Annotated in this window: 22 protein-coding genes; 6 read left to right on the top strand and 16 right to left on the bottom strand. The window is 56.2% G+C overall.

Annotated features, from left to right (window positions below):
* The 3 genes from ACTZWY_RS14015 to ACTZWY_RS14025 all read left to right on the top strand — a co-directional run.
* The coding region (locus ACTZWY_RS14015; RefSeq protein ID WP_444791329.1) for a restriction endonuclease subunit S at nt 1–544 on the top strand (544 nt) is incomplete at its 5' end.
* Nucleotides 541–1257 (top strand): hypothetical protein, encoded by a 717-nt coding sequence (locus tag ACTZWY_RS14020; protein ID WP_444791330.1) that lies wholly within the window; start codon nt 541–543, stop codon nt 1255–1257. The genes ACTZWY_RS14015 and ACTZWY_RS14020, both read left to right, overlap by 4 nt.
* The gene (locus ACTZWY_RS14025) at nt 1254–1721 is read left to right on the top strand and encodes a DUF6998 domain-containing protein (protein WP_444791331.1); all 468 of its coding nucleotides are present in this window, start codon (nt 1254–1256) and stop codon (nt 1719–1721) included. The genes ACTZWY_RS14020 and ACTZWY_RS14025 overlap by 4 nt, the downstream gene beginning before the upstream one ends.
* A 1229-nt stretch (nt 1722–2950) precedes the next feature.
* On the opposite strand, the gene ACTZWY_RS14030 is transcribed toward ACTZWY_RS14025, so the two are convergent.
* From ACTZWY_RS14030 to ACTZWY_RS14065, 8 genes are all read right to left on the bottom strand, one after another.
* On the bottom strand, nt 2951–4117 hold the full coding sequence (locus ACTZWY_RS14030; protein ID WP_444791332.1) for a hypothetical protein: 1167 nt from the start codon (nt 4115–4117) through the stop codon (nt 2951–2953).
* Nucleotides 4114–4650 carry a hypothetical protein gene (locus tag ACTZWY_RS14035; protein ID WP_444791333.1) on the bottom strand — a complete coding sequence of 179 codons (537 nt, stop codon included), beginning with the start codon at nt 4648–4650 and terminating at the stop codon, nt 4114–4116. The genes ACTZWY_RS14030 and ACTZWY_RS14035 overlap by 4 nt, the downstream gene beginning before the upstream one ends.
* Nucleotides 4643–5929 (bottom strand): hypothetical protein, encoded by a 1287-nt coding sequence (locus ACTZWY_RS14040; protein ID WP_444791334.1) that lies wholly within the window; start codon nt 5927–5929, stop codon nt 4643–4645. The genes ACTZWY_RS14035 and ACTZWY_RS14040 overlap by 8 nt, the downstream gene beginning before the upstream one ends.
* A gap of 3 nt (nt 5930–5932) precedes the next feature.
* Entirely contained in the window at nt 5933–7243 is a 1311-nt protein-coding gene (locus ACTZWY_RS14045; protein WP_444791335.1) for a hypothetical protein, read from the bottom strand.
* A 66-nt stretch (nt 7244–7309) separates the two neighbouring features.
* On the bottom strand, nt 7310–7672 hold the full coding sequence (locus ACTZWY_RS14050) for a DUF4870 family protein (RefSeq protein ID WP_444791336.1): 363 nt from the start codon (nt 7670–7672) through the stop codon (nt 7310–7312).
* Nucleotides 7673–7698: 26 nt separating this feature from the next.
* Nucleotides 7699–9504, bottom strand: a complete 1806-nt coding sequence (locus ACTZWY_RS14055; RefSeq protein WP_444791337.1) for a hypothetical protein — start codon at nt 9502–9504, stop codon at nt 7699–7701.
* Nucleotides 9505–9923: 419 nt separating this feature from the next.
* The gene (locus tag ACTZWY_RS14060) at nt 9924–10619 is read right to left on the bottom strand and encodes a hypothetical protein (protein ID WP_444791338.1); all 696 of its coding nucleotides are present in this window, start codon (nt 10617–10619) and stop codon (nt 9924–9926) included.
* Nucleotides 10616–11260, bottom strand: a complete 645-nt coding sequence (locus ACTZWY_RS14065) for a DUF6946 family protein (RefSeq protein ID WP_444791339.1) — start codon at nt 11258–11260, stop codon at nt 10616–10618. The genes ACTZWY_RS14060 and ACTZWY_RS14065 overlap by 4 nt, the downstream gene beginning before the upstream one ends.
* A 323-nt stretch (nt 11261–11583) precedes the next feature.
* On the opposite strand from ACTZWY_RS14065, the gene ACTZWY_RS14070 reads away from it, so the two are divergent.
* A complete protein-coding gene (locus ACTZWY_RS14070; protein ID WP_444791340.1) occupies nt 11584–12516 on the top strand; it encodes a DUF6602 domain-containing protein in 933 nt (310 codons plus the stop codon).
* A 367-nt stretch (nt 12517–12883) separates the two neighbouring features.
* Here ACTZWY_RS14070 and ACTZWY_RS14075 read toward each other — a convergent pair whose 3' ends face one another.
* The gene (locus tag ACTZWY_RS14075; protein ID WP_444791341.1) at nt 12884–14626 is read right to left on the bottom strand and encodes a DUF927 domain-containing protein; all 1743 of its coding nucleotides are present in this window, start codon (nt 14624–14626) and stop codon (nt 12884–12886) included.
* A 339-nt stretch (nt 14627–14965) separates the two neighbouring features.
* On the opposite strand from ACTZWY_RS14075, the gene ACTZWY_RS14080 reads away from it, so the two are divergent.
* On the top strand, nt 14966–15199 hold the full coding sequence (locus ACTZWY_RS14080; RefSeq protein ID WP_444791342.1) for a GmrSD restriction endonuclease domain-containing protein: 234 nt from the start codon (nt 14966–14968) through the stop codon (nt 15197–15199).
* A 257-nt stretch (nt 15200–15456) separates the two neighbouring features.
* Nucleotides 15457–16524, top strand: coding sequence for a class I SAM-dependent methyltransferase (locus tag ACTZWY_RS14085; RefSeq protein WP_444791343.1), 1068 nt, complete (start codon nt 15457–15459; stop codon nt 16522–16524).
* A 64-nt stretch (nt 16525–16588) separates the two neighbouring features.
* On the opposite strand, the gene ACTZWY_RS14090 is transcribed toward ACTZWY_RS14085, so the two are convergent.
* From ACTZWY_RS14090 to ACTZWY_RS14120, 7 genes are all read right to left on the bottom strand, one after another.
* The gene (locus ACTZWY_RS14090; RefSeq protein WP_444791344.1) at nt 16589–17821 is read right to left on the bottom strand and encodes a DNA phosphorothioation-associated DGQHR protein 1; all 1233 of its coding nucleotides are present in this window, start codon (nt 17819–17821) and stop codon (nt 16589–16591) included.
* The gene (locus ACTZWY_RS14095) at nt 17818–18357 is read right to left on the bottom strand and encodes a hypothetical protein (protein ID WP_444791345.1); all 540 of its coding nucleotides are present in this window, start codon (nt 18355–18357) and stop codon (nt 17818–17820) included. The genes ACTZWY_RS14090 and ACTZWY_RS14095 overlap by 4 nt, the downstream gene beginning before the upstream one ends.
* Before the next feature lie 34 nt (nt 18358–18391).
* On the bottom strand, nt 18392–19930 hold the full coding sequence (locus ACTZWY_RS14100; protein WP_444791346.1) for an ATP-binding protein: 1539 nt from the start codon (nt 19928–19930) through the stop codon (nt 18392–18394).
* Nucleotides 19930–22011, bottom strand: coding sequence for an AAA family ATPase (locus tag ACTZWY_RS14105; protein ID WP_444791347.1), 2082 nt, complete (start codon nt 22009–22011; stop codon nt 19930–19932). The genes ACTZWY_RS14100 and ACTZWY_RS14105 overlap by 1 nt, the downstream gene beginning before the upstream one ends.
* Before the next feature lie 5 nt (nt 22012–22016).
* Nucleotides 22017–22217, bottom strand: a complete 201-nt coding sequence (locus tag ACTZWY_RS14110) for a hypothetical protein (RefSeq protein WP_444791348.1) — start codon at nt 22215–22217, stop codon at nt 22017–22019.
* Nucleotides 22218–23378 (bottom strand): DNA phosphorothioation system sulfurtransferase DndC, encoded by a 1161-nt coding sequence (dndC, locus tag ACTZWY_RS14115; RefSeq protein ID WP_444791349.1) that lies wholly within the window; start codon nt 23376–23378, stop codon nt 22218–22220.
* 914 nt (nt 23379–24292) lie between these two features.
* Entirely contained in the window at nt 24293–24673 is a 381-nt protein-coding gene (locus ACTZWY_RS14120; protein WP_444791350.1) for a histidine kinase, read from the bottom strand.
* Between the last annotated feature and the right edge of the window lie 199 nt (nt 24674–24872).

The raw sequence follows: 24872 nt of genomic DNA on the forward strand, positions 1-24872 counted from the left end.
TTCATCAAAGCCCGAACTATTCGGATCAGATATCCCTTTCATCAAGCCATCGGACTTGGATGGAGGTTCAATCTCATATGACGGGCCGGGGTTGTCTTTCGAGGGCATGGGCCATTCCCGGCTGGCAGATCCTCATTCGGTAATGATGGTTTGCATTGGAGCCACCTTGGGCAAGGTGAACATAACTGATCGCCGTGTCTGCTTTAATCAGCAGATAAATGCTGTGACACCGTTTCTTGACGGGATGCACGAATTTCTTGCGATAGCTTTGAAATCCTCTGATTTCCAGATGCGTGCATGGGCGCGCGCTGGCACTGGCACATTACCAATCATTTCCAAAGGCAAATGGGAACTTCTTCATATCCCACTCCCACCCCTCGCCGAGCAACACCGCATCGTTGTCAAGGTCGATGCCCTCATGGCGCTGTGTGACCAGTTGGAAACGGCCCTGACCACCACCGCCACCACCCGCTCCCGCCTTCTAGACACCCTCATCCGTTCTGCCCTGTCGCCGGATGTGAAGACCCCAGAGGCCGCGGAATGACCGAGACCACTGAGAGATTCATCCGGCTCTTTGAAGAGCTCGTCGCCGAAGTGAACAAGCGGGCAGGTGTAAGTGGCTCTTTCTCATTCGACATCGAACGCGCAGCAAGCCGGGATGGCGTAGTCAAAAAGCAGCAGAACCTTCTCAGGTATATCCGTGATGTTCGCAACGCACTTCAACACCCCAAGCACCGGTCTCAGGGGCCTGCGGTTTTGATTTCGGAGTCTTTTCTGGTAGAGATTGAGGCCTTGCTTGACCATCTGAAAAATCCAGTCAGGGCGGGATCGTTGGGCATTGCACGCAAGCGCATCAGGATAGCCAGTGTTTCGGATCGTCCTGGTGATCTGGCTATGGAAATGAAGGCAAATGGTTTCAGCCACGTCCCGATCTTGAACAAGCACGATGTCGTGGTGGGCGTTTTCAATGAGGCAGCGGTATTTGATTTCTTATGGTCCGAGGATGCTAAGATCATCGAGCGCACAATGTCTGTTGAAGAAATCCTGCCGCATTGTCGCCTAGATGCGGATCATACAGAAACATTCCGGTTTGTCGGCCCCCGTGTGCCGATTGAAGAGTTGGTGGACCTGTTCCGAGCGATCCAATCGCCAACAACTCGAGTAGGCGCTGTTTTCGTTACCGCATCTGGGAAGGAAACTGAAAAGCTCCAACGCTTGATCACCCCTTGGGACGTTCTTGGTAGGGCAATAGAATGACCAACCCTAACTGGGACGCAGTCACTCGCCATCTGGATGCGCTGTATGAGGCGTCCGAGGGGCTGGAGGCCCTGTTTCCCGGTCGCAAGTTCACCCTTGATGGTCATCTGGTCGGCAGTATCCGCGAGGTGGTCGCTGCCTATATGTTTGGGCTGAACCTGATGCCCGCCTCGACCCTAGGTCATGATGCTACCGCCCCGGATGGGCGGCAGGTGGAAATCAAGCTGACCCAAGGAAACTCCGTCGCGTTGCGGCATGCCTCCGACCATATGATTGCCCTGCATCGCCCCAAAGGCGGCCCCGTCCGGGTGGTCTATAATGGACCCGGCGGGGTAGTCTGGGATGGGTGCGGGAAAGTGCAGAAAAACGGCCAGCGCGTGATCTCTCTGGCACGGTTGCGTGGATTTGATGACAGCGTGGCCCCAAGCGACCGCTTGACACAATTGCGCCCGCCGCCGGTATAGATTCACAGGTTGCGCAGACTCCAAGTCACATTGAGGGAGCATTCGAGGGCAGACCGCTTTTACTGCTACGTCCCCAAGAGTTATGGATATTTCGGTCAAGCGTAGAGGAATTGATTCGGTTTAATCGTATTGTGCTGGTGGACGAATCGACCTTCCGACCTAACAACCGTCGCGGACGTTCGACTCTGTTCAAGACAGTGACAAAACAGGTTACAAGGTAGCCAACGCGACAAAGCCAGCTTGCGCAGGATTGCCGTATAGTGTTGTTCTATCGATATTTTTTGGCTCCGGCGGTAGGGAACGGACCTAAATTGCCCGTCATTCCGGAAGCCCTTGAAAAGACGCCGTTTTTATTTTTCCCGCACCAGCCGTTTTTGCCAGTTTGTGAACCTTTTGTGAAACTCGTGTGATACAGGCGTGTAACAAAAGCACTTTTTACATAGCCGGGCAGCCCGAATTTTGCAAGGGAAGCCACTGAAAATAATCGGATAATCTATATGAAATCAGGGTTTTCCGTTGAACGGAGCTAAATTGCGACCGTTGGGCGGTGAGGTGCCCAGGATGGCGGGACGGATTGAGATATCTGCCGTGAATCTGGGTCGCTGCTGCGGAAATGACGTTGAAGAAAAGCACCGTGTTACGGCATCAAACTCATCAAATTGGTCGCCCCTTATCGGTTCAGGGGGTGCCCGCATGTTTTGAGGTCAGCTAGTCGCTCCAAAAGTTGCCCTTACATCTGCCATGGGGATGAACACGCGGGTCGGGTTCAGCGGATCACGGTGGGGCGGGCTGAGGGCAGATCAGCCTGCATCCGTCAGCAAACCCTTTGAGCCAACCGCCGCATGGGCCAATCCGGGGATGACTTGGCCCGGCGCATTGATAGCAGCGGTAAAGGCATCAAACGTCTCTTGCGGCAAGATCGAGAGGGCCAATCGCTGCTCCACCTTCTGCGCCCTCAGCAACGCGGCTTACCGGATGAAATCCGCCTCCCGCATGCAGGCCTCATCCTCGCGATGCAGGAGCAGCTCTTTGCGGACATCCATCTTGCCTGACGTGACGGCGGCAGGGGGCATGGCGAACATGGGGTTTTTCCTTTGCGCCATTTGTACGGTTAAACGCCGTACATGCCAAGGTTTTCAACCAAGCGATGAAGGCCTGCTCTTTTCAGGGGCGCCATTCAACAAAGGCGTTCTATCAGATTCAGTCTCCCTTCGTGCGATTGCCCCCAATCATTGAAATGCAAAATTCAGAGGGACGGTGGTGCAGGCCCCCACCTCTTCGAAGCAAAGCGTGGCATCGAAACTGCGATAGCGGATTGGGGTATCCCTGCGATGGCCGATGGGCCGAACACGCAACATGCAGGGGGGATCGATGCGGAAATCGATCTCATGGTCCGCAACCGCCTCGGCCGTGCAGGTCAGGTCCCGAATGTCTGCCAGTGCAAAGCCCCGTTCCAGAAGAACGCCACGCAAGTCCATTTCGCGGGTCACCTGACGATCCAGCCAAAGTTCGCTTTTGGGCAGGATGGAAATGGCGAACAGGACATCTTCATGTGGTGTCGTGTGGGCGGGGCTCGGGTCAGTCGCGACGGGTGATGGCGCAAGCTCTGGTTCCGGGTCGGTTAGCGCTGGCTGCACCGCGGCGCTCGGCACAGTCGCGATTTGCGTGGGGGGCTCAACCACGGCTGGAACTTGTGGCGGAACGTCGGTGCGGTATGCGAGGGCCAGGCCCATGACTCCCGATGCCGCAAGCGCTGTGGCCAAAAGGGCCGCCTTTCGCCATCTTTTCGGTTTTGCGTTGTGCTGACCCACAGGCGCGGCTGACGCTTCCAGAAGTTTCACAGCGTCAGGCAGGCTTTTTACCTGATGTGTCGAGTAAGTCTTCAAAGGCCCCAGTGCCGCGACACTGTCTTGCCCCTGTCCATAGGGCAGCAGAAAAGCGATTTCCGCACCTTGTCCGGCAAGCGTCTGGATCAACCCGGCAGACTGGGCGATCTTTTGTGCAACGTGATAATCTTGTTCGACAATTCCACCATTCGCATCCAGTGATCCGGTTGCCCAGATCACCAGATCAGGGCTTTCGCTGACGATCTGATGCCCAGCATGCCGGGCCCAATGGGCCAAGGCCACAGGCACTTCCCATGATTTTCCGGTTTCCGGCGGGTCTTTGACCGTCAATTGATACCGGGCGGTGCTGTTTGTATCGAGAAATCGATCCAATACGCCGCCGCTTTGGGTCAGATGGTCATAGCTCTGGCTCAGGCTCTGGACGGGCCTGTAGTCGCCCTGCGGAACGATCATGCTGGCCCCGAGGCGGGGAATGGACTCCACGCCGACGATCTGACCGCACCGCCCGGTTGTCGGGATCACGATGGCAATGCGCAAACCACTGGTCATTTTGGCAAGGCTTTCAGCATCAGAAACAAGTTCACCTCGGGCCGTTGCAGCAGGTCATTCAGGGCCTTGGTTTCGGGAAAGTCTTCTGACAGCAGGATTTGCAATGCATTTCCGATGGGTTGGCCCAGATCCAGACGCACGCCAGTGCCCTCTGGCAGACGGGCTTCGATGGCGTAATTGCCCGGCTTGGGATCTGACAGGGTAACAAGCAAGATCGCCCCAGCTTCGGCATCAATCAGTTCCAACCGGTTGGGGCCGATATCGCGGGACAGCACGACGGCGTCGGACGCGGCGTGGGCGATATCCGACCAAGCGGCCGACTGTTTGCGCAGCTGGTCAAGATAGAGCCTGCGCCAATGCGGGTTGGCACGAAGACTGCGTTCAATCTGCAGATCGACAGTGGTATCGTCACGGCGGGCATAGCCCAGCACATGCCCGAGGCTTGGTGTCGCCTGTCCTGCATGGCCGTTGGTCAAGTTTGTTTGGCCTTGGCGTGCTGCGAAGGACAAGAAAACCGGATCATCCCTATCCATTCTGTTCGGTCCTTTCCAAGCCATAGCGCCGGGACACCTCGTCCAGAAAGAGGGCCTCATTTTGCGTGATCGTGTTTGCCCCGACAGCCTTGAGGCGCTTCTGGACATTGTCGACATAGGTCGCCACATCCGCCAAGGCAGGCACAAGCTTCATAAGATGACGGATCAAATCGGCCTCGGGCATATCCCGAATGGCTGCCCTGCGCCGAAAGCCCTCGATGCGCTTGCGGCTGTCGGGGTCGATGGCAGGTGCTTTCCGGGTCTTGGCAAGCTTTGGCTGCAGCAGCAGGGTAAGGTTCAACAGGTCCTTACAGTGCAAGAACAACCCATGCAGGGTTTGCAGGAGGCTGGCCGATGGTTGCAGTCGGTCTTGCATCGACGCCCTGTTCATCCTGCCCAGCGTTCCGTCGCGTTGGGCTTGCACAAGGATTGACTGCAACGCCACGAAGCGAAGCCTGCAGTCAGTGCTTTGCGGCCAGGTCTTTGCATGGCACCCCAAGCTGAAAAGAACGTCCATCGTGGCCAGCTCGACCCTTTTGAAAGGTTTGATCGGGCTTGTCTCAAGGAATTCCAGAGCAGCGCCAAGGGTGTCCTCATGGGGGGTGATAGCCTCAAGCGGTGAAAGCCCTGCCTCTGGAATGGTTGGGGAAGACAGGTCTTCGGCTTGGTGCAGGGCTCGAATAACGCCCTTGTCCTGCAAGCTGAGATCCAGATCGATGAACCCATGCACGCAGGCCCGGATCTGGCCCCATGTGTTCGGGTCAGGGTTTGCTTGCCAGAATGTCAGCGCATCCGTGTCGCAAGGATTGCTGCGGCCTTGTTGGGCAAGAAAACGGCGCAAAGCCTGATAGCGGCCCCATGCCGCCTCGGTCGCGAAGGCTTGAAGACGGTGACGATAGAGCAGTGCCGCAAGGGCCGAGACCGCCGATTTGCGCACGGCTTCCGATCTGTCTGATCCAAGGCGCAAGCATTGAGTTTCAACCAGATCAAGGTCTTCAGGACTGCCGACAGTTGCCAGATAATTCAGGAATGCAGCGAGGATCGGGGGCAAAACCCGCTGTTGCGGGTCGAGAAGCGTGCCAAGATCACCGCCGCGGCCTGCGTCCTGAATGGCCGCACAAAGCGCATAGATACCGCGATCCTTGTTGCCGGGGATGGTCCCGGAAATCATCGCGGCAAGCTGGCGTCGTGCCTGAAGCCCGAGGCCAGCAAGATCGGCGGCAGAGGCAAACACGGCGACTGCATGGGTATCATCGGAAAACTGCGCCTGATCGAGCATCGGTTACTGGCCGGCCAGCCGTTCGCATTGCAACACTTGGTTCGTCACGATCATGACCATGCGGTCTTGGTTCATCATCCCCAGCCGCACCGACACACCATCTGCAAAGTCGATGTCCCACAGATTTGTCTCTGCCTCGGTGACGGTCTGATAGCTTTGGGTGTAGCTTTGCGCATGGTTGACGCCGAAGTCAGCCGCAAAAGTGAACTCCATCCCCGCACAGGTCCACCGGCCGATAAAGGGCAAGCCCTCGTTGCGGGGCGTCTCGCTTGCGGTTGCGTCCTGTTGCGGGGGCGCAGTGGGTGCAATGGTGGCGGCGACGGGAAGATCGGGGAGGGCGGTACGTTCAGGCAGGGGCGGCGGTGTCGGTGCATCGCCTGATTTGCGGCAATCCATCATGTCGCCGCTGGCTTGTGACGCCCATGTAAGACTGCTGGCGGTGACATCCCAGATGCCAATACGGGCCCCGCCGCTCAGCAACAGGCCGAATGTGCTGCCGTTTGCGTAGGTTTCCACCAGCGAAAGCGGGGTGGCCCTATCATCGCCGATCTGATGACTGCGTGACGTCAGCGTAAGGCGGGTGCCCCCGTCACAGGACCAGACCCCTTCGAATGCAAATGATCCCGGTCCGGCGTCGATGGGGATGAATTCCGACCGGGCCAGGGCCTCAAGGGTGTGTCGTGCCGGTCGATCATCCGAAAAATTCGGGACAAACCCCAGTTGCGGTGCCCGCAAGAGCGCATAGGCGACAAGCCCCCTTTCGGTCTTTGGCCCATAGCGACCATCAGCAATGTCGCTGTCATAGAGATCTTCCAGATACATCTCTGATTGCAGGGCGCGGCGCTGGCGGTCGGGTCGGATCTCGAACGCTGCACGCAGGGCCGTTGGACTGACGCTGCTTTGATACAGATCGACGATCTCTGTGGGCAGGGGGCCTTTGGGGGTGCCGAAAAACGCAAGACCTTCCGTCCCGGACGTGGCCAGGATTATCGCGTCGCTTTGCGGGGCGAATGTCATGATGACACGTTCGGTTGTGCAGCCAGACGGGGCGCAAAATCGGGCAATCTGCCAGTCACCTTGTGTTTCAAAATTTGCATCGGCGGCGCCCGCATAATTCCGCCAGCGACTGATGTTTGAGCGCCGGACATTTGATGACAGATATTCCTGCCATGCCGGGTCGCCCAAGATTGCCGCCGCCGTCACATCACCCCATGCCGGAGCAGCCTCGGACTGGGCAATTGCCGCCAGCGGGAAAATCGAAACTCCCGCAGCAACAAGGGCTGCCTTGGGATTGAAAGAAACACGATAGATCATTGAAATTCCTCTTTTTCCACCTCTTAGAAACGGGGTGACGCAGTGTCAACTGCGCCACCTGATAGGTTACGCCGTGAACCCAAGGCCGCCCGGATTTTGCACCGACTGCCCCTTGCCTGCGAGCAAGAACCCCGAAATCACACGGATCACCGTCCAGAGAAACCAGACAAGCAAGACAAGGTATCCCACGACGACGAAAGCCAGAATGCCCCCGATGATCACCATCGCCAGCCCGATCCAGAAGGTGCGCAACTGAAACCGGATATGGCTGTCCAAAGCACTGGATTTGCCGCGTGACATATAGCCGTAGATCACCCCGGCGACGGTCAGGATGGGCAGGAAAAACCCGAGCCCGAACAGGATATAGATGATCCGGGCGGGGCCAAGATCCGCCCGCAGGCGCGGGTGCGAGAGTGTTTCAGTGGTCATGATGGTTCTCCTGTAAATAAAAGGGGTCAGCGTTCGGCGACACAGGTTTCGGGCTCAAAGAAGCAGCCAAGGTCGTTCGATTGCTTTGCCTCGCGGTGAATATTGGGCATGTTGACATGTGTGATGGTCCAGGCGCCCTGAATGGCGCTGTCTTCGACAAGCCGCCCCGTGATCACGACATCGCCATGGTCAACGCTCAGCTCATAGCCACTCCATAACCAGGAGCGGGTGGGTGTCAGGCTGACAGTGACAAACCCGTTCACATATGAGGGATCGCAGATCAGGTCCTCGACCGTGGCCGTAATCCCCGAGGGGAGCATGGGGTGGGTCAGGCGTGCGCGGCGCAGAGTTTGCGGATTTCCGGCCTGTGCAAAGGCGGCACTGCACATCCGGCGACGCCCTTCCGCCATTTCACCGGCGACCATCTGCTGGCAATCGGAATAAAGGCCCGAGAGCGGGCTTTCCCTCGGGATGTCCGATGGCAGGCCGCAATCCTCGACCGAACGGCGAAGGCCTGCGCGAAGCTCGTCTTCGCTGCGCGACAGCCGTGCTGCCATTTCGGCACCGATCGCCAGCCGTGTGTTCAGAACATGTGCCTCGACCGGCTGGGTTGCCGCTCGAAAAGCGTCACGCATTTCGGTGGGGATTGGCCCGGCTGTGCCCGGCATCATCATCCAATCGACATCGCGGGCACCCTCAAGTGTCATCGGGGCGGCCAGAATGCGTTCGGCGGCGGCCTGCCACCCGGCCAGCATTTCTTGGGCCTGATCTGCCCGCTCTTGTTGTGTCAGGGCGGCGATCTGCGCCCGTTCCTGCGCGGCGCAGGCATCCATGACGTCCCGGCTGTAGGGGCTGAGCGGATGCGCAGCAATATTTCTGCCGCACCAGTTGCGCAGCTCTTCCAGCGGGATATCCCCTGAGGAAAGCCGGGCCGTCACGCCTTCGATGGTCGTGCCCACGATCTGCTGGATGGCCTCTTGAAACTCTGGCCCGAAAATCACCTGCGCATCTGCGGGAAAGACCGTTTTGCCATCGAAACGTCCCGGAATGGCGAACCAGTCAATCTCGGCCAAAGCGGCCGGGGTTGGCGCGGTTTGCAAGACCGCCGCCCGCCATGCCAAGGCCGCCTGTGCCGCGTCGGCCCTTTGAACGATGGCGCGGCTGCTCCGCTCCAGCGTCGCTGCAAACTGACCGCCGATCGGGCCGCAACTGCGAAGCACCGTGGCCGCGTCCTCGATCTGCCGCTGGTCCCAGAATGCGAAAGGAAGCCCGAAGATCGCCTCCAACGAACGCTCATTGCCGGGAATATTCCGTGCCTCGATCATCGGGCAGGTATGGGCCGGGTCGAAAGGTCGGACTGTCTGGGGGATTTGTCCTGCAATGGCTTGGCCGATGACGTATCGGGCCAGCATGCGCTCGACGACACCGCGATATTGAGTGTCGGAAAACAGCCCGTCTTTGGGGCCAAACCGGGGGTCAAGGATGATGGCGAAAATCTCGGCAGGGGCCGCCCCGTCCTGACCAAGAGCCTGTTCCACTGTCTGGATGAACCTCAGGAAAAATCCGGATTGGGCCCTGTCCGATGCCCGCTGGATCTGTCCGCGATCTGCGCGGGACAGCCCCTCAAGCCCCGGTGCCGTGCGCAACTCTGCATGGATCTGGACGGCCTCTGCCAGTGTCGGGGAAGCCGTTGCATTCATTCGGTCGATCAGGGCGAAATGGGTATCCCCCGGGGTTTGGGCCTGTCCTGCTCCGGCTGCGAGCACAAGCATCGACGCCGCGCCCCACAAAACTGACTTGATTGATGCCACTTGTGTGTTCCTCTTGGTCATGGACACGCGGTCTTGCGTGCCCTTCACAAGGGGACTGGAAGGATCTGGACGGTTTTTGCGGGATGGCACGGAAAAAGCCGAACTTGGGAGTGCGGACTGGCCCGCCCGCTTGGCTTTCAGCTTGCCATGGGGACGTCCTTCTGGATCTGGCTTGGCCCAACGATTTGGCGAGGTGTTCTCGTTTCTTCGGGGTCGTCTTGCTGTAGGGGGGCTGCCCCTTTCAATTTAAAGGCTGCCGTTAATATGTCCAGGATGATCCTTCGTCGGTTATTGAACGGCACGTCATCAAAGTTTGCCAGTTTTGCCAGCCGATCCGGTTGGGCCGTTTTTATTCGTGATGTCCCGATTTAAGTCAGGAAAAGCTATTATGATTGCAGGAAAAGCTGACAGACGCAGGGAATTCCCGAAGTCAGTCCAGCTCACCCCCGGCCATCAAGATTCACCCCCTGATGCCAAAGCGGCGTCTTCTCCCAGACCATCTCATGAAGCCCGCCGTCGTGGTTGCAGGCCAGCAGGCCGACCCATTCGAGCGGCATGGCGACCGCGCTAAATAAACCACCAGCAGGGCCGCGCCAGCCCAGATCGACGCCGGGGCCGTAGAGCAGGGCAGCAAGGTCGGGCAAGGTGAAACCATCGTCAGGCATGCGCCCGACGGCATGCAGCCAAAGCGGCCAATCGCCCAACGGGGCCTCGCCCGCCCGCATGCCTTCGGTGTGATCGAACCGGAACAGGAAGGCCGGGGAGATGGCGACAAACGCGGCTTCGGGGTCGGCGGCCAGTGCCAGTCCGGGTTTGGTCAGGGCCCATTTGTCCTTGCTTTTCCGGCCAAGGCGCAGGGCCGTCAACAGGACCCGCAGATACTCCAGCGGCGGCACGTCAAATTCGTTCAGCACCTTGTTGACGGAGTAAAGCTTTTCCGCCGTCCAGTTCGGAAACCCCATTCGCTGCACGATCCAGTCGATCGCATGACGGTTCCACGCCCCGGACTTTGTCAGACCGATCCCGCCATGCGCGGCCTGATACTCCGCGACTGTCCGGAACGCCCGGATCATGGGCGCATGGGTCAGCACGGTTTCAGCGCCGGGATGGGGGCGAAATGTGATCGCAGATGTCACAGGAATTCCGCCCCGCCCGCGGCCCAACCTAGAGTGAGCGGCAAACCGCAGGGCAAGGAGATGGTCGCCGAGGATCCCGGTGGGATGTCCAGCCCGAACTGCGCCGCAAAGCGGGCGAAATCATCATGCCAGCGGTGATCTTGGGAAAACGACTGCACCACCATCGCGGCACGGTCGGTCTTGAAGCGGCGGGCCTCGACCACGGCGGCGGCTGTCCGGTGGAAAAGCTGGTAGCGCAGATCGGGCGCGGGATCGCTCAGGCCCAGCATCTGGCAAATACTGTCCAGCCGCATGGTCTTGCCCGAGCTGGGCGTTGCTTGCCATTTTGCAAGCGTCGGCCCAAAGGTCTCGTTGACCTTGGCCTCCACCGCAAGGGCGCAGGTCGCTTGGCCGAGACGGATCAGGGCAAAGACATCGCATTGGCTGGGCCGCCCCCCACCGGGCAGGGCAACCTTGTGTTCGGGAATGGCAAGAAGAAGTTCGGGATGTTCCGGAAAGAGGGCCGCGATCTCGGGCGACAGGCCGGTGGCCGCTTCCCATGACAAGGCCGCCGCCATCGCCGAATACCCCCGCCGCCATTGCGTCACCGGGTCAGCCAGAAACCTGCGCCAGTCGTCCGGGCCTTGCGTGGGGATGAGCATGCGGTTTGCCATATGCGCTTGGTCCAGTTTGAGCGTGAAGGCGTTGCACATCCCGGCTGTCGCAGTAGGGTGTGAGGGGTGGGCCTTGGTACAACTTGGGGGAATTCTTGCGGATTGTCGATAACACTACGACCCTGTTGGGTGATGATCTGAAACGAGAGCTGTCAGAGGCCACCAAATTTCGGGTCGCTGCAGCTTGTTTTTCTATCTACGCCTTTGATGCTCTTAAATCTGAACCTTTCGGGCACGAACAAATTCTTCTAGCGTTTGACCCAACAGCGAAATAAGCCGAGGATACTGAGGCTTTTCGAAAAGGGATGACCATGGCGCAACGCGACGAACCCGGAAAAATTTCTCTAAATGGAATTTTCGCCGCCGTTGCCAATGAATTGATGTCGGCGGTGGCGCGCGGTCGAATGCTTCACCACACGAAAAATATTCGAGACTCTGGCACCCCTTTTGAGAATGCCGTCCGCGAGCAAATGAGCCTACTATTGCCTCGCGCCTTCTCGGTGCATCAGGGATTCCTTTTCGATGCTAAGGGAGCTTGCACACCACAGCTGGACGCCTTTCTCTGCTCTACAAACCGCGCCCAAGCCATTTTCTCAGCCCCTGACGGGGCTGTGTATACCCCTTTCAGCGACGCTTGGGCGATCGGTGAAATCAAGGCATCGAGCACAGGTATGGGGAAACATCTGGAGCAAGTCTCGAACAGGATACGGGCTGTAAAAAGTATGCAACGTGAAATGCATACGAGAGGTGCCACGTTCCCCAAGTTGACCTCCTTCTTAATCGTAGGCGATTGCCCGTCTTCATACGATGAGGACATAAAGAAACATTGGGGATTTAGAAGTGAGGATTTTCCAGATTTTGTTTTGCTAATAGGCCACGGAGAGTTGATAGTGCCACCACGCTCTCGGCTACCTATATTCGAGGATGAAAGCGAGGAAATTAGCCCCGTAGACTCACCTTGGTCCGGGCTCTCGGTTTTGAGTTCTGATGGTGATTTGGAAGCAAAGAGGGGTGACGTCCTTTCGTGGTTCTTCTTTGCCCTTCTGCATAGATTGAGGCTTGCCGAGAGCCATGAACTCAAGATTGCTTGGTCTGCACTTTTGACTAATGATAACATTCTCGGTTCCATGCCGCTAACAAAGGTAGCAAATGAACTTTCTCGGGCTGCCGATCCTTTTTCCCTTGCCGTCATGCATAAGATGAAGCTGAAGTGCATACGCAATCTCGATGGTGCCAGCTCTTAGAGCATCGTCGATACGCGTTCAAAACAGGGCATGATCGCTGACGCCCTATACGATGATCATGCCAATGGTAGCATGGTCCGACACTGCAGTCCGCAAAGAAGTTGATAGTTGTCGGCTGCTGCGCCATTCCTGAGCGGCGGCATTACGAACCCTAAGTAAAAGACCGGCCGGCCAGTCTGGACCGGGTACGTCGATCAGGATGCCGCATGGTAGCTGCCAATTTGGGCTTTGCGCCGACCAAAAACCGACACGGACGACGCCGGTGAAGGATCTTTGGCGTTGAACGCCATAAGCCCTTACAGGATCATGTCGGTACACATGCCTACCACATCCGACACCCGGCCGCTTGTCGGAAGCGCCAAGTCCTCTAAAAACATGGCTCTTCCGACACATCCGACATTTCCGACACGCGCACGTCACGGATTTTCTCGCTGATCTTCAAGGCACGGCTCGGCCCGTTTTCGACACCCGACAGTTTGCTCCCAAGATTGCGGCCATCGCCATATTCGAACAGGCCTTTGTCGTGCAGGATGCGCAGGGTTTCGCGGGTTTGCTCTTTCGTGAACAGGGCTTCCCACGTCTCCCTCGGCAGGTAGTAATACCCGCCCTTGCGCCAGGCGATAGGGGCCTCAATCGTTGCCGCGCCAGCCTCGGCATCTTGAATGCGATGTTCATTTTGCATCAAGAAGTCTTGCAATAGATCGACACTGCGATCCCTGACGCCGCCGGTTTCACTTTTCAGATAACCCTCACGCCACATCTGAAACATGACCAAACTCGAATGGCTCGGTTCGCCGCAATACCAATTCACAACACCAAGCTCTACGGCACATTCCCCAGCAGCGGCAATCGCGGCAAATTTTGCGCGAGCCCGCCCAACTACGCCGGAACCACTATTGGGATACATCTGTTCAGCGCGGTCATGGAACTGCGCCATGACGTCCAGGGCCTTGAATATTATCTTGTCTCTCTTTTCCAGGAACCGAAGTACAAATTCCGGGCCTGCCGTGCCGTGCCAAAGAGTGCATTGATGTTTCAACATGTCGCTGAACGCACGCCCAGTTTTTGAACCGTGCAGGTTTTCAAATGCCGCAAACCGCCCCGTATCTGCAGGAACATCAAGAAAACGTACAAGTTGCCCGGCTTGTATATTCCGCCCGGCTTCCGCAAGCTTGGCTCGGAAACTGATCTCGCCGGTGCTCAAGATCGTGAGCGCCCATCGTGCCTGCGGGATAAAGCCGCCCCGTGCGGTGCTGCGGGCTTTCCCCTCTCCATTCCCCAGCATGTAAGCCGCAGCATCGGCGGCTTTACCGTCAATTTCAGCCAATTCGTCCAGGACGAGCACCATACTGTTTCGACTCTCAGCAATAGCCTCCAGTCCGTTGTCAGTTGTGCGCCACCGCCGCATTCCGTCCGGGGCAAACCAAACCGAAGTCGCCACCGCTGCAATCGTCGATTTCCCGCTCGAAGAGTGGCCGCGCAGGTGCAGTCCGCAGGGCTCCAGCCCGAGAGGCTCGATCAGCGGGCCAAGGAACGCCAGAGAAATTGCCGTCATCATCAGCGGATTTTCGTGAGCATCATCGCCGATATAGAAATTCCAGCTTTCAAGATTGCCCTGCGCCGCCGCGCTGCGAAAATCGTTGCGACCGGTGTAATGAACAGCCCGGTTTCCAGCCACAGTTGAATCGGGCAGGACAAAACAGTCATCACCCAGCCAGCCCCGCCGCGGCGTCGTTGTGCATATATTTGCGGGGATCCATTGCTCCAGCGCTGTCAGCAATTGTGCCTTTCGCTTGCTGCCCCTTTCAATGCGCAGGCCAAGCGAGAGCAATTCTGCGATGATGCTGGATGATCCAGACGCGAAACGGCTTGCGTCGATTACCAGTTTGCGGGCGTCTCCCATGACGGATTTGAACTCGACCAGCCGCCCAAATCCTTGTCCTTTGTCATCGCGTGTGGTGGCCGTCACGCAGATCCAATCGCAGATGCGCTCATATCTCGGCAGCCCGTTCTCGTCATATTCGACACTGAATAATCCGTTGGGGCGCAGGGAAAAGCCTTCTGGAATGCTTTTATGGTCATCCCTACTTTTATAAAGAAGCACTGGCATTTCAGGGACATCCTTTTTCAATAGGGCAGTTCGATTTTGAGTCTCGCATTTCTATTTGCCTTTCTGGACCAGCCCGCGCATAGCGGTTGGGATTTAGATAAATTCAATGCGTGAAAACCCAAAGCCGATATTGGCCTTGTTTTATGTCTGCCAGTTCGAAAAATGTGGACAACTGGGGGGGCAGGCCCTTGCCTCGTGGCGTTCGAGGGTTTGGGAAGGCCTCGGACCCTGATTTGGGCTGAGTTCCTTGCTTGTGAGCCCCGGGCAGTCAAATGGCCTTGTCATGCCCCCGCCTTGATTGACATACTCCAACCCCAAGACCTCCTTATCGGTATCCTCATGCAGATTTCATCCATCCTCGACTATATCGATAACGGGCATATGGCCCTGCCGGAGTTTCAGCGGGGCTATGTGTGGGGGCGAGAGCAGGTTCGGGGACTTTTCCAATCACTCTACCGAGGGCATCCGGTCCGCAGCCTGCTGTTCGGGGCAACGGATGCCTCAACAGCCACCCATCGGGGCGATGGCGAACTCCTGTTAGTGGGTCGAGAAGTCGCTGCTTCAAGCGGTTGAGGCCGAGACGTGGACGGCCCAGACCGGACATTGACCGAGGTTTCCTACGCTGCGCTGCAGCGTCCCCGAAGCGGCCATTCGTCCACCTTGCAGCATTTTCGGGGGTGAAGGTCGGCAGAGCGGGACCAACCGTCCGCTGGTTGACTGCCGTCAGCGCATCGGCGCTGAACCCGATCAAAATGAACCGCCACATCACTTCAATCCCTCTCGCATCCCCTGCGCTAAGCGGCTAGTCTGGGCTGGAAGCACAACACAAATTGAGTTCAGGTATCGGTTTGAGCGACGGCCAGTTTCAGCACGAAATGAGAAAAGCTGCGTTCGATCAGAACCAAGCCTCTTTTCGTGCGCTCAATCAGCAGATGTGGCAGATACCGCTCATCTCTATGACGCTAACTGGCGGGCTATGGTTTGGTGTTTCACGCGTCGAAGATTTTCCGCTTTTTCAACTCGCGCTCCTATTCCTTGCCTTCGCAGGAAATGCCGCGCTTTTTGTTATAATCTTGCGGTTACGATTTGTGATGGAACAGTATCTCAAATGGCTCGAAATCAATCACGGCGAAGGCTTTGTTTCGGCAAAGGGTGAGAACTGGTACAACAAACCGTTTGTTGTACGCACCGCCTTTCAGGGCATGCTATTGCTCGCCGCGTTACTCAGTCTTGCACTATTGGTTGTGACTTACTGGGCGAACAGAGAAGAGGTTTTTGGGATCATGCCGATCGACCCAGCATTGTCATATTATGAAGATCATGCCGAACGCTTGGCCGATGGCTATGAAGCTCTCACATTGGAGCGCGCGCACCCCGCATTACTTACTCTCATGGAAAGCCGGTTTGAGGGGCGCGCAATTTCAGTGCTAGACGTTGGGGCAGGAACTGGGCGCGACGCAGCTTGGTTTGCGGCCAACGGCCATCGTGTTGTTGCCGTCGAACCCTCAGATGCCATGCAGCAGATCGCAAGGCGGCTGCATGCTGGCGCTGAGATCAGGTGGCTAGTTGACGCTTTGCCAAACCTACCAGTGGTTAGCACAAGTGGGGATTCCTACGATCTGATCATTCTGAGCGCGGTATGGATGCATGTGAAGCCGGATGACCGGCAGCATGCGATGCAAACTTTAGCGAATTTACTGAAGCCCGCCGGGGTCATTTATGTCACCCTTCGCGTCGGCCCACCCGAACCAGCTCGCGGCATCTACCCGGTATCAGAGGCTGAAGTTATGAGTATCACTACCGCCCTTGGTCTTAGTGCCAAGAAACTTGATGAACAAATAGACCTGCTTGGGCGCAGCAACATCAGGTGGATTTCAATGGAAATCAGCGCTCCTTAAACCAGAGTGAAACTTCCTACGGCGCAGCATTGTAGGAAATGTTGCCTCACACAAATGGTTGGCACTACTTTATGCCAATAGCGTTTTCTATCGCTTTACGAATTACTGTGCGCCCAGAACCTGATGGATTTCGAAATTGATCTTGGGAAAAGTCTATTTCACCAGCCTTCTCAAGCTTGGCAGCAAAGTACTCCATCTTAATGTTCTTCGCAGCGATCGAATCTGCTACTAACTTACGCAAAATGTCGAATATCGCCTGAACACCGATCGTGCGAAAGATAAATGAATCAGGCTTGGCTTTCTTCCAAAATATTTCATGGCAGGCTTGAAGGTAGTTTTTTACCAACTGATAGATCAAGTCGTCATTCTCAGCGATAAAGATATCGCGAAGAGGCGAATTGTCTCGTGCCCCAGAGTTCAACTCAGAACGTGGCCGAGCCTTATCTTTTCTCATTAAATTGGCATCGCGCTTTGGGTTGCTAGAAAACAGCCTCAGGATACCGTCAACAACAACGGCAGTGGAAACGCGCCACTTTGCTTCTGTTGCTAAAGCCTCAAGTGCAGCATCTCGCTTTGGAGCGACAAGAATTTTCCCTCGCAAGGGAGATTCTTTATCCGTTGCAAGTTTACGCGTAAGAAACACCGCCAATTTGTCTGGTGTCCAAAACTCTTCATCTTCCTCATCGACATTGTAGCCAAAAAGCTCATAGGTCAAACTACGGTCAACGCGTTTTTGAGTTGAGTTGATTGTCGCGAATATCTGGGCTTGCAGTGCTTTAGGCAGATCAACAAATACAGAGCAGAGTAAATTCATCTCCTTCATTGCTGCTGGCTCTGCGCGCGCGAAGGAGAAAAGCCGATGTTGCCCGTCAATAATTGCTGCGAGCTTTTCGGAAGACGGAATCGTTAAGGTATGACATCCATTGTCCGATTCCTTAACGGTCCAGATGCGAGAAGCGTCTACCTGCTGACCTTCTTCTTCTGAGATGTGCTCCAGCTCGCCCTGGTCGAATCCTGTTTTTAAGTCATAGTTTGCAGCAACAATGATCGAGTTCGGAAAAGATGAATCAACTCTGTTGATATAATTAGCAATTTCAGTCAGCCGTTTATCTTGGATCAATCTCTGTGTTCCATCGAGATCATACCCAGTGCCATCCGCCTTCATGGTGGCGCTCATTCGATCACTCGCGGCTACCTGCAAAAGCAACTCTGCCGGAAGAACTGTAACGTAGAATGTGCCAAGACGTTGATCAACGCGCAATGCCGGTGTCTCGTAAGGGAAAGTGAAAAGCGTCATACTTCGAACCCCTTCAGATTACCCTTTAAAGGACGCGCCGGATCACCACCACTCGCTGCACTAGGGTCCGTTTTAAGGTCAGGATTATCACAGTTGGCGACCACCCATATCCAAATTCCTAGAATTGTAAGTACAAAGGTCCCCCAGAAACAAAAGCTTGAAAACGTACCGGTGGCCTCAAAAACTTTGATCAAAATACCCGCGCCGATCGATCCCAAAAGAATCAGAAGAGAAAAAGCAGTTAACGGACGATCAAATATTCTTTGTTCCTGCCGGTTCGCCTCTAGGATTAGTTGGATCGTCGCAGCGCCGATCAGTGCCGGGTAATACGTGCTCAGAGCGTGTGTAACTGTATCCCATTGCCAATTATTGCGGATCAGGTTCGTGAAAACCTCGCTCCAAACACCAAGGCCCCCAAAAAATAGAACCCCCAGAAACACATAAATTACGAAAGTAAGGTCGAGAAAAGGCGTCTTCGTTCGGCGTCCAAGCTCCTGCCAAAGTTGCCGATATGGACCGCTTTTCTGACTTGTCATGAAATAATCACCAGTTATGCGAAAGTTTTCGGGGCTACCAAGCCTTAATCTTCTTGGCGGCTTGATCGACAGTCCGGCGCACAAAGCATTGCCCGGTTTGCAGGCTCGTGAGGTTTGCTCCCTTACCAAGGACGCGGGAGGCGGCGCCAGGTTTGGCGTTCGTCGCAAAGGCGGCTACCAGCCCCATGTTGTCCAGGAACTCGTCGTCTTCGCCGGAGAAATCATCCGGTGATTGCGAAACCAGCATCACAGCGCCGCCCTTTGAGCGGCTCATCCGAATAAGGCGCGATAGTGATGGTAGCTTGGTGCCGAGTATCTGGTGCGCCTCGTCGATCATGCAAATAATGCGCAGGCCCCGCGCCCCGTCCGGGCCGGTCTCCGCATCATCAAGACTGTTGAGGTACTGATCGAGCGCATCGAGCAGCAGATTGACCACAATCGTCCTGCTATCTTCCGGCACATTCGGCGGCAGCTTAATGATCCAGCTCTTCTGGAAGAACTCGGCAGGTGAGAACTTTGGTTCGAAAAGCGGGAAGCGGCACAGCTCTTCCATGCTAGACGTTGCACCATCTTCCTTGGCTTCGTGCTCCTGGTAAACTTCGCCGAGCCGGTCGCGGATATGGCGAAGTTCGCAGGGGTCTTCGCTAGCCAGTGCGCGGCTGGCCGCTTCGTGCACAAAGTTGCGCTGGCGATCACCCAGCTTCGAGCCCTTCAGGCGCGAAAAAGACTGCCGAAACCGAAGCGCGGCTTCGTCGATGGAAAACTGATCTCTTTGGGTAAGTGAGAGAACATCGAGCGGTATCGGCATGCGCGGCGGCTCGATCACTTGCGCATCGAATGCCTCACCGAGTGGGGTTTGCCCTTTGGTGCCCGTAAACCCTGCCAAATCTCCTTTGAAGTCGAAAGCGATCAAAGGGACAGGGGCTTGTTCACGAATCCCGCGCAGCATGGCCGCAGCCATGACAGTCTTGCCAGAGCCGCTACCGCCCATAATGGCCGAGTGCGGCGATCCGCCCTTACCATTCACGCTCCAGAGAATTTTCTCTTTCGTGGCAACATCTTCGCCGATCTCGCCCATAAGTACGTCAATTTGGCCGCTAGAGAAGGTCGCACCGCTGGAAATTCCGCCAAGCTGCGGCAAGCCCTTGCCTGATGTTGGAAGCTCTGCAACTTCGACAACACGCTTGACGAACTTGGCAACGTCCTGCCCAGCTTGTTCCCATTCTTTGTCAAGATGTACGAGGCCCCGCCGCCAATGGGCACCGACCATTGCGACCAGCTTTTTTATATCCATCTCGGGATCACCGGCCCGCTGGGCAATCAGGGCGATCCAAACGGACAGCGCCGTCCCTGTGCCAAAGAGTGTATCGCCCTTAATGACCTTGCCGGGCTCAAGCTCGTCACCCAGCAATTCCGGAGAGGCGCTGATGGCCAGCGAGCGCGCAATAGCAAGCCGGGCAGGTAGGTAGCGCTTGCGCATACCAAGCCTGCCCATGAACGCCGTGTTCAGCGTATCGCTTTGCTCATCCGTGCGGAAATTTGCACCTGCAACTTCAACCAGCGAAAGACCCATTAGCGCATCTCCGCTTCATCAAAGTAGCCTGGCCGTGCAGTGGATTGGCCGATTTCTCCGACACGCTCGAACTGGACGATGTATTTTTTCTGCACATGCGGGGCGACCTCGCGCAGATACTCCCCGACAACTTCAGTGTTGGTGGAAAGCAAGATCACCTGATGCTCGCGTTGGACCAGATGGTTCAGCACGCCCTTGCGGTGCTCGATATCAAGACGGCCAAGGGGCGTGTCGACCACCATTGGAAAGCCGCGCCCAGATACAGAAGAGACCGCCGAGATGAGCGCTTGCGTGAAAATCTGCTTCTCGCCAGCCGAAAGATCATAGCCCCTCAAATCCATGCCATCTGCATTCAGCAACTTCACATCGCAATTTTCGTCAATCGCAATGCGCTCAACCAGGTCCTTCTTGTGCGCCATAGAGCGGTGCGCCTCGGTCATGGCAGCCGCAATGGCATCAATCTGGCTGGGCACAGCTTTGGCGACAATATCATCCACCATCGAAGCAACTTTGAGCGCGCGCATCGCGCGCCGAACAGAGGGCTTGGCTTGATCCCATTGCCCGGCCAGCTTGGTCAGTTCTGTATTCTTGCTGTTGATCTGGCTTTCCAGCGCGGACATCTCGCGCTTGAGAGCGCCGATCTCCTGGTCGAGTTGCTGGATTTCACCATTCAGCTTGGTGAGGCGCTCACGCTTGCTATCCACATGCGGGGCAACAGCTTCTGTGCGCGTGACTTCATCCTGAAGGCGTTTCAGCGAGTCCTCGTTGGCGGCAATCGTGCTGAGTAATTCGACGATGGCTGGCGCGCCGAGTTCATCAAGCTCATCAAGGCGATCGATAACTTTCGAGCGTTCCAGCTCGTTCAGGTAAGGATGCAAGAAGTCATCCGCGCAGTTATCCGGCGGCGGATACCAAAGCTTTTCCCATGCGGCCCGAGCACTATCCAGAACACCGCTGCGCTGGCCATCGCTCAAGGATGGATCGATCCCTTGCATTCCGGAATCGACAGCCCCGATAAAACGCTCCAGATTGCTATCGCCCTGCTTTCTGCCGCTTTCCCAGCGCTCGCGTACACTCTCACTGGCAAGGCGGGCCTTCAGGCTTTCGCGCAAGCCAAGCCCGGAGAGGGCCAAAGCGATGTCCTTCATCATCAGCTCTTCAAGCTGACTGCGCCCTTGCTCAATCGAGCGCTCATAGTTCTTGATTTGCTCGAATTGCTCCTGAAGCAGAGCCTGCGAACCGGCCCCAAAGCTGGCCAGTTCACGGGTCAGATGCTCGCGCTCTTCCTTCAGCGCGACGAGAGAGGGCTCGATTTCGGCGTAGCGCTCAGATTTCTTGTCATATTCGAATGTCAGCTGGTGACGTTCCAGCTCCAGCTTCTCGATGGTCTTGTCCGAGACGTTTGGCGAGTCCTTGCGCCGAACTTCCGCGTAAGATCGCAAATCTTTGGCCAGGGTCTTGAGAACCGGAATTCCAAGCAAGCCTTCGATACCAGCGCGCACCTGCGCCGACATCTCACGCTCAGCCAGCACGCTGACCTGTTCGCCGTCGAACATGAAGAAATGTGCCAAGGTGAAGGGCAGCAGGTTTTCAGCAATATATTCGCGGAACCAGTCGGCACGCTCGTTCCCCTGCAAAGCGCCAGGACCTACCGCTTTTCGGGTCGTTCCCTTGAAGATGTGCACTTCTTCATCTTGCGGCCTGTAAACACCCGCATCATTGTAGTGCCATATACGTTGAATTTCGAGAGGCTCATCATCATCATCGACGAAGACCAATTTGATCGAGCAAGAATTACGCCCCGCCGCCGTCGCGCCCCGGTGTAGCGCCTTTTCGAGAAAAGCCTTATACGATGTCGCGAGCCTATCTTTATCGCCGCCCGAAAACGGCGAGCGTGCGATCAGGGGCAGCCCATCGCGTCCGAACATCCCGAGCACAATCGCTTCGAACAGACTGGTTTTGCCGTAGCCATTCGGCGCACCGATCAGGATTATATTTCTATCCCGGCTTGGTGCGGGAAAATCAAAATTGGCAGTCGTATAGGCCTTCCAGTCGCGAAGCGTGATCTGGGAAATATGCATGCGTGTTATTCTTCCACCTGAATACGGTCTAGGATATCGTCAAAGGAATCCCAGAGCCCGGCGCGGCGCTGCTTACCTGTTTGCTCGACCTCAGCCTGCACAAGTTCTTCAAATTCAGCGAAGATTAGATTGTTTTCCTTGCAGGTCTTCTTGATCATTGCCCGGCCTTCGGTGTTATCCAGCAGTACAACAACATTGCGCGGCATCTACTTCATCTTCCTTATCTCGCGAACGCTCATCGGCCTTGAGGTCACGTAGGACGCCTGCTCCTCAGCCCAGATTTGGTGGATAAGACCAATTTCTTCTTCAGTAATCAAGGCTTGTCCGGTCTCTTTCTCTAGCGCGCGCAGGCGCGTGTAGATTTCAGAGCGCGTCTGCATGGTGAAGGGACCAGGCACAAAGGTGCCCCCGTCAGTGATGGTGATCCGGCCATCGCGCCGGCGCGCCTGACGCCGCTCCTTGTCGTTCCGTATCGAAACCAGCCAGTCCCGGAAGTCCAGCAGGGGCGTGAACTCGGCGTAGCCGGACTCGACGAAGCCTTCCAAGCTTCTGTCCTTCTCGACAACCGTGCAGGTCCAGCAGCCAAAGCGCGAAGATGTGGTGCCGCAAGAGGGCGCGTCCTCTTTCGATGTGACAACGGGGCACTCGCCGCCGCTGGCCTCACGATAAAGGCCGATCAGCTTCAGGTGCGAACTACCCCAGGGCGGATCGTTCAGAGCAAGGAACTCCCATACTTCATCGGTATCCAGCTCAACGATCGGGCGGAACACCATGCAGCCTTGCAAATCATTGTGCTTATGCAAGCGCTCGCCGTTGTCGTAGCGACCGACGGAGGCAGCGCGCTGAGCGCTTTCCGAACGGCGCACACCAAGCAACAAGATTGCCTGACCAGCGGTCTCAGCCAAGCTTTTGATATATTTGCTCGTGGGCTGAATTTTCATCCGGTCAGTGCACCAACGAAAAGAACGGTTCGGGGAAGGGTAGCCCCTGCCTATGATGTTTACCCAGAATGATTGATCTGGCAGCGGCCTCGTAATTTTGGTCTGCACAGGTAGCCCAAATGCATCCGCTGCGTCCTGAATGTCATTGATGCTATCGATGATGTGCTGAACGACGAGCGGGCTTTCGACCAGAGTATCATTCGAAACAATGTGGACAGTCCGTTTTCGTTGGCTTGGCGCAAGTTTCATCAGCATTTCAAATACCATATGCGCAACCAAAGTACTGTCTTTACCGCCGGAATAGCCAATGATCCAAGGGTATGTATGATCTTGACGGTATTCGTGCAGCAATTCCGCCCGAATGGCTTCAAAGGCCGAGGCGCTACTTTTATCAGCCAATATCGCTGTGGCGCTGTCTAGGCCCATGATTTGCCCCTTGTAGCTGATTTTCTTGCTTCATCTTGTGTAGCAGTCTTACGCGCCGACTGTAAATTGCGAATCCGCCCGCTCAAGCCTCCGGCTGTCAGGTTAACGGCACACGCTGTAGGGCTTGCTCCCTGCGGCCGCTCCGCCATTTTTTTGGGGCGGTCGTTTGGACGCATCTGCCCTTCCAAGGTTGGTCCACCGTGCGCCCTCGGCTGCTCAGGACGAAGGCGAGTCGCTCCGCTGGCGGCTCGTGGAAGGTTACTCATCGCCTTGATAAACAGTTCAGCGTCTGAACCCATGATGCCTGTCCTCGCTCCACAACTGGGGCGAGAATGTCAGCATTATGCCAGAACGCCAAGGGGGGCAGGCGGTAAACAGGAAAGACCGATTCTGGTGTAAGCGAGACCCCCACCTGGGCCAGCGATCAATCGCAGATTGTTGGGCGGTATTATGAAACAAAAAAGGGCCAGAACAGTGTTCTGACCCTCTCTCGAATAAACGCTTGTCGCGTTCACCATCGTCCAGCCGCACATGCGGCGATGATTTAGGCTTGAAGGCCACGAGGGCATTCGCACCTATAAACAGCGGGCAATTTCGCCTCTCTTTGTCTTTCAGCCGCACATGCGGCGATAATCAAGGCTTGAAGGCCACGAGGGCATTCGCACCCATAAACAGAAGGCAGTTATGCCTCTCTTTTTCTTTCAGCCGCACATGCGGCGATGGTTTAGGCTTGAAGGCCACAAGGGCATTCGCACCTATAAACAGAGAGCACTGGCGCCGCTTTTGAACGTTCAGCCGCAGATGCGGCGATGCGAACCTTCCCTCTGTCTTGAGGTATATATACTGTCGATATATCATCATTGCAATAGAGAAAATGCCATTGTTTGAAAAAAACTTTCCCGTTTGGCCAAGGCTCACCAGACCAGCTCATCCAGTTCGATCTTGAACCCGTATTTCTCCAGTATTTCAGATGCTCGGGACCAGCTTTCTTTCTCTTCGTGCGGCTTCAGTATGATCGTCTGCCTTAGATTTATCAGAAACATCAGGTCCTCCAGTGTGTAGGGGAACTGATTTCTTTCAAGAATGTCCTTTAATTCAGAGGGTTCCAGCGTGATGCTGCCTGTCACGCCTTCGATCAGTCTTGCATGATCCACGAACGGCTGTGTCGCCTTGGCGAACGCTTCGGTGTCTTCGTCACGGATCCAGATCGTCTTGACCGTCAGCCCCCGGGCACGTCTGCGCTCGGTGCGTCGACGCTGGTATTCCTTGAGGTCTTTCCTGCGCTTTTCGTCCATCGTGATGCATCCAACGGGGCTGTGATGATAAATCGTCAATATAAATATCAGCCGAGACTGCCGTGGTTGTCAATTTTTGCGCCTTTGGCCCGAGGCTGGACCATGGGGCAGAAACTGCTTGGTCGCTGCATCCGAGTGGCAAATTGCTGAAACCGGCGGATCATCGGCACCATCCGCACCCCGAAAATCTGCGATGGCA

This window comes from Roseinatronobacter sp. NSM (assembly GCF_052379845.1).
Classification (GTDB): domain Bacteria; phylum Pseudomonadota; class Alphaproteobacteria; order Rhodobacterales; family Rhodobacteraceae; genus Roseinatronobacter.

What these genes read in the sequence shown, in the direction of transcription:
- ACTZWY_RS14095 (WP_444791345.1), bottom strand. Translation starts at nt 18,357, where the DNA reads ATGACAAGTCAGAAAAGCGGTCCATATCGGCAACTTTGGCAGGAGCTT.
- ACTZWY_RS14090 (WP_444791344.1), bottom strand. Translation starts at nt 17,821, where the DNA reads ATGACGCTTTTCACTTTCCCTTACGAGACACCGGCATTGCGCGTTGAT.
- ACTZWY_RS14050 (WP_444791336.1), bottom strand. Translation starts at nt 7,672, where the DNA reads ATGACCACTGAAACACTCTCGCACCCGCGCCTGCGGGCGGATCTTGGC.
- ACTZWY_RS14070 (WP_444791340.1), top strand. Translation starts at nt 11,584, where the DNA reads ATGGCGCAACGCGACGAACCCGGAAAAATTTCTCTAAATGGAATTTTC.
- ACTZWY_RS14045 (WP_444791335.1), bottom strand. Translation starts at nt 7,243, where the DNA reads ATGATCTATCGTGTTTCTTTCAATCCCAAGGCAGCCCTTGTTGCTGCG.
- ACTZWY_RS14055 (WP_444791337.1), bottom strand. Translation starts at nt 9,504, where the DNA reads ATGACCAAGAGGAACACACAAGTGGCATCAATCAAGTCAGTTTTGTGG.
- dndC (WP_444791349.1), bottom strand. Translation starts at nt 23,378, where the DNA reads ATGGGCCTAGACAGCGCCACAGCGATATTGGCTGATAAAAGTAGCGCC.
- ACTZWY_RS14120 (WP_444791350.1), bottom strand. Translation starts at nt 24,673, where the DNA reads ATGGACGAAAAGCGCAGGAAAGACCTCAAGGAATACCAGCGTCGACGC.
- ACTZWY_RS14075 (WP_444791341.1), bottom strand. Translation starts at nt 14,626, where the DNA reads ATGCCAGTGCTTCTTTATAAAAGTAGGGATGACCATAAAAGCATTCCA.
- ACTZWY_RS14035 (WP_444791333.1), bottom strand. Translation starts at nt 4,650, where the DNA reads ATGGATAGGGATGATCCGGTTTTCTTGTCCTTCGCAGCACGCCAAGGC.
- ACTZWY_RS14025 (WP_444791331.1), top strand. Translation starts at nt 1,254, where the DNA reads ATGACCAACCCTAACTGGGACGCAGTCACTCGCCATCTGGATGCGCTG.
- ACTZWY_RS14105 (WP_444791347.1), bottom strand. Translation starts at nt 22,011, where the DNA reads ATGCATATTTCCCAGATCACGCTTCGCGACTGGAAGGCCTATACGACT.
- ACTZWY_RS14020 (WP_444791330.1), top strand. Translation starts at nt 541, where the DNA reads ATGACCGAGACCACTGAGAGATTCATCCGGCTCTTTGAAGAGCTCGTC.
- ACTZWY_RS14100 (WP_444791346.1), bottom strand. Translation starts at nt 19,930, where the DNA reads ATGGGTCTTTCGCTGGTTGAAGTTGCAGGTGCAAATTTCCGCACGGAT.
- ACTZWY_RS14040 (WP_444791334.1), bottom strand. Translation starts at nt 5,929, where the DNA reads ATGCTCGATCAGGCGCAGTTTTCCGATGATACCCATGCAGTCGCCGTG.
- ACTZWY_RS14110 (WP_444791348.1), bottom strand. Translation starts at nt 22,217, where the DNA reads ATGCCGCGCAATGTTGTTGTACTGCTGGATAACACCGAAGGCCGGGCA.
- ACTZWY_RS14080 (WP_444791342.1), top strand. Translation starts at nt 14,966, where the DNA reads ATGCAGATTTCATCCATCCTCGACTATATCGATAACGGGCATATGGCC.
- ACTZWY_RS14065 (WP_444791339.1), bottom strand. Translation starts at nt 11,260, where the DNA reads ATGCTCATCCCCACGCAAGGCCCGGACGACTGGCGCAGGTTTCTGGCT.
- ACTZWY_RS14030 (WP_444791332.1), bottom strand. Translation starts at nt 4,117, where the DNA reads ATGACCAGTGGTTTGCGCATTGCCATCGTGATCCCGACAACCGGGCGG.